Here is a 2,819-nt window from a genome sequence, read left to right on the forward strand (position 1 = left end):
CCTATAGTAAAAACAAAGCTGATGAAAACCCCGTGCTTCTATGCGGATGAAGCTACCAAGTGGGGAACAGAACACCATGGTGTGATGGGATTTCATAATATGGGGATTACGAGGATGAGTATGGTATTTGGTTCCAGAAATGAACTCAACACGGCCATTCAGCCTGTAATTTTCAAAGACCAAAGCAGCAGCAGCCTCCTTGTAACCTACGATGTAGGAAGACCTTTTATTTTGAATCCCAAAACACTTGAATTGGGAACGCCTATCGGTAAATGCGCTGATTGGATGACAGCACAGCCCCCTATGGTACCTTGGCCTTTTGGCATAGTACAAACTACCGCCCACCCTGTCTTTGATCCTTTGACAAAGGAATTATATACGGTCAATTATACCAGGAACAAAGGTTCATTTACACAAATGGAGCATACCATCCACCACCTCAGGACAAACCGTGGATTATTCAAAAAACTCCTGGAATCCCTTGCAGAAGAATTGGTCGACCATCCGGATATCATGCATGTCAAAACCAAAATAAAGGAATTTCAAAAGAAACTTCCTTTTCTTCATCCACATACTGAAGATGCGGGCAAAAAACATGAAGTGTTTATGTATTTGTTAAGGTATGACGGTCCCGGCCCGCTAAAACGCTGGGAGGTGGAAGATCAGACAGGGGAAAAACTGGTGATTGATGAATGCATGCATCAGATGGGAATTTCGGAGGATTTTATCATTTTGACCGACTGTTCTTTTAAGTTCGGTATTGACCTCTTATTTGACAATCCATTTCCCGAAAGTAAAGTCATCGAACGCCTGATAAGGAGATTGACCTCAGGAACCATGGACCCGAATACCCTGACCTATATTATCAAAAGAGCAGACCTAAAAGATGACAAGGTTAAAGTCACCGCCTACAAGCTAAAAAATCCCATTCCCTACGAAACCATCCACTACTCCTGTGATTATGCCAATCCTGATGGAGTTATTACGCTATATGGAATCCATAATGCGGCGACCTGTGTGGCAGAATGGGTCAGGACATTTGACAAAAGGGCCACTGACCATCAGCCGGTTGAAAAAGATTACATCAGCCTTTTTGCTGTGGGAAGTATGGATGTCAGCAGATTGGGTAAATGGAAAATCGACACCAAAAGCTTGGACATCGATACGGAGGCCTCTGCGGTATTTGAAAGCCCCGGGAATTATCATGAGAAAGAAATAGGACCAAATACCTGGACATTGGGTTTGTACGCCTACAAAGACATCCTTTCAAGTACCAAAGTAGTGCCGAAGATCGAACAGATGTGGTTTATCAGTGCAGGACTTCATGACAACCTCCTGACCGAATTTATATGGGATCTCTATCAACATTATCCACATAGGAAAATCAGCCTTGACCTTATTAAGGAACTGACCAAAAAAGAGCTTCCGGTCTGTATCCAAAGAATCGATCTCAATACGATGAAGGTGGAGGATGTATATCAATGTCCCGAAGGAACTGTCAGCAGGGGTGTTCATTTTATTCCAAGGAAAACCAGAAACCCCCTGATTCCGGAATCCATGGACGGTTATATTTTTGCGCCTTTTCTGTACAGATATACCGGTGATGATGGCAAGTGGGAATACAGCAGTGAATTCTGGATTTTTGATGCAATCAATATCAACAAAGGGCCTATTTGCAAAATGAAGAATGACCATATCATCTTTGCATTTTCCCTACATACCGCTTGGATGGAAGAGGCCATCGATAATCCCTTTGAAAGTGATTTTACCATCAGGGATGATTACAGTGAGGTGATTTCAAAAATCCCCATTAAAAAGGACAGGGAGTTTTTGAATGAATTTTTTGAGAAAAATATTTATAGTCATTTCTCATGAAGGAAATTCCCGATATCAAAAAGCTGAAAACGATTTCTGAAAATCAGAGAAGCAGAGTCTATTTAGCTGAAAATAAAAATGATTCCCCATTACTTATCAAAGAAGACTTGTCCGGTGATTTGTCGAGGTTACACAATGAGGTGTCTATTTCATCTTCATTAAAAGAAGGCCAATTTGATTCCAGGATGATGCTGTACAATGGCCAATTGGTTTTGGTAAGGAATTATGTTGAAGGAAAAACCCTGAAAGATTTGATTCCGGAAGGAGGGTTTGATATGAAGGGTTTCTTGTTTCAATCGATTCAGATTGCCACATCTCTGCAAAAGCTGCATCATCAGTATGTTTTGCACAACGATATCAATCCGAAAAACATCATCATTGACCAAAACAAGAAAGCCCATTTTATCGATTTTGAGTTCAGTTCTTTGCTCAACAGCATAGAGATTTCCTACGAACAGGCACCTATTATCAAAGGTACTGTGGAATACATGTCTCCCGAACAAACAGGCCGTATGAACAGGAAGATGGATTACAGGTCCGATCTCTATTCCCTGGGTGTGACATTCTATGAGATGATCACAGGTAAATTGCCTTTTGAGGCAGAAGATATATTGGAAATGGTGCATTGCCATTTGGCATTGTTTCCAAAACTTCCAAGTGTCCTGAAACCTGCGATCCCCAAATCCATAAATGCCATTATTTTAAAATTGCTTTCCAAGAATGCTGAGGACAGGTATCAGTCCATTCCCGGACTATTGGTAGATCTTCATTTGGCCTTGAAGCACTTGGAGGAATCAGGCCATATTCATGATTTTGAGGTTGGTTCTACTGATATTGCTTCCAAACTGACCATTTCCCAAAAACTTTACGGAAGGGAAAAAGAAGTGGAGATTTTAAAGGAAAGTTTTGACCTTGCTGCTGCAGATAACAAAGTCCTGGTTACC

The 2,819-nt window shown here is 41.2% G+C and carries 2 protein-coding genes; both read left to right on the forward strand.

The window, feature by feature from the left end; genetic code table 11:
• Positions 1–1,875: carotenoid oxygenase family protein (locus ACEW8O_RS23855; protein ID WP_373497136.1), on the forward strand; the 1,875-nt coding region annotated here is incomplete at its 5' end.
• The coding region (locus ACEW8O_RS23860) for a serine/threonine protein kinase (protein WP_373497137.1) at positions 1,872–2,819 on the forward strand (948 nt) is incomplete at its 3' end. The genes ACEW8O_RS23855 and ACEW8O_RS23860, both read left to right, overlap by 4 nt.

The sequence above is a fragment of the Aquiflexum sp. genome (assembly GCF_041749095.1).
Classification (GTDB): domain Bacteria; phylum Bacteroidota; class Bacteroidia; order Cytophagales; family Cyclobacteriaceae; genus Aquiflexum.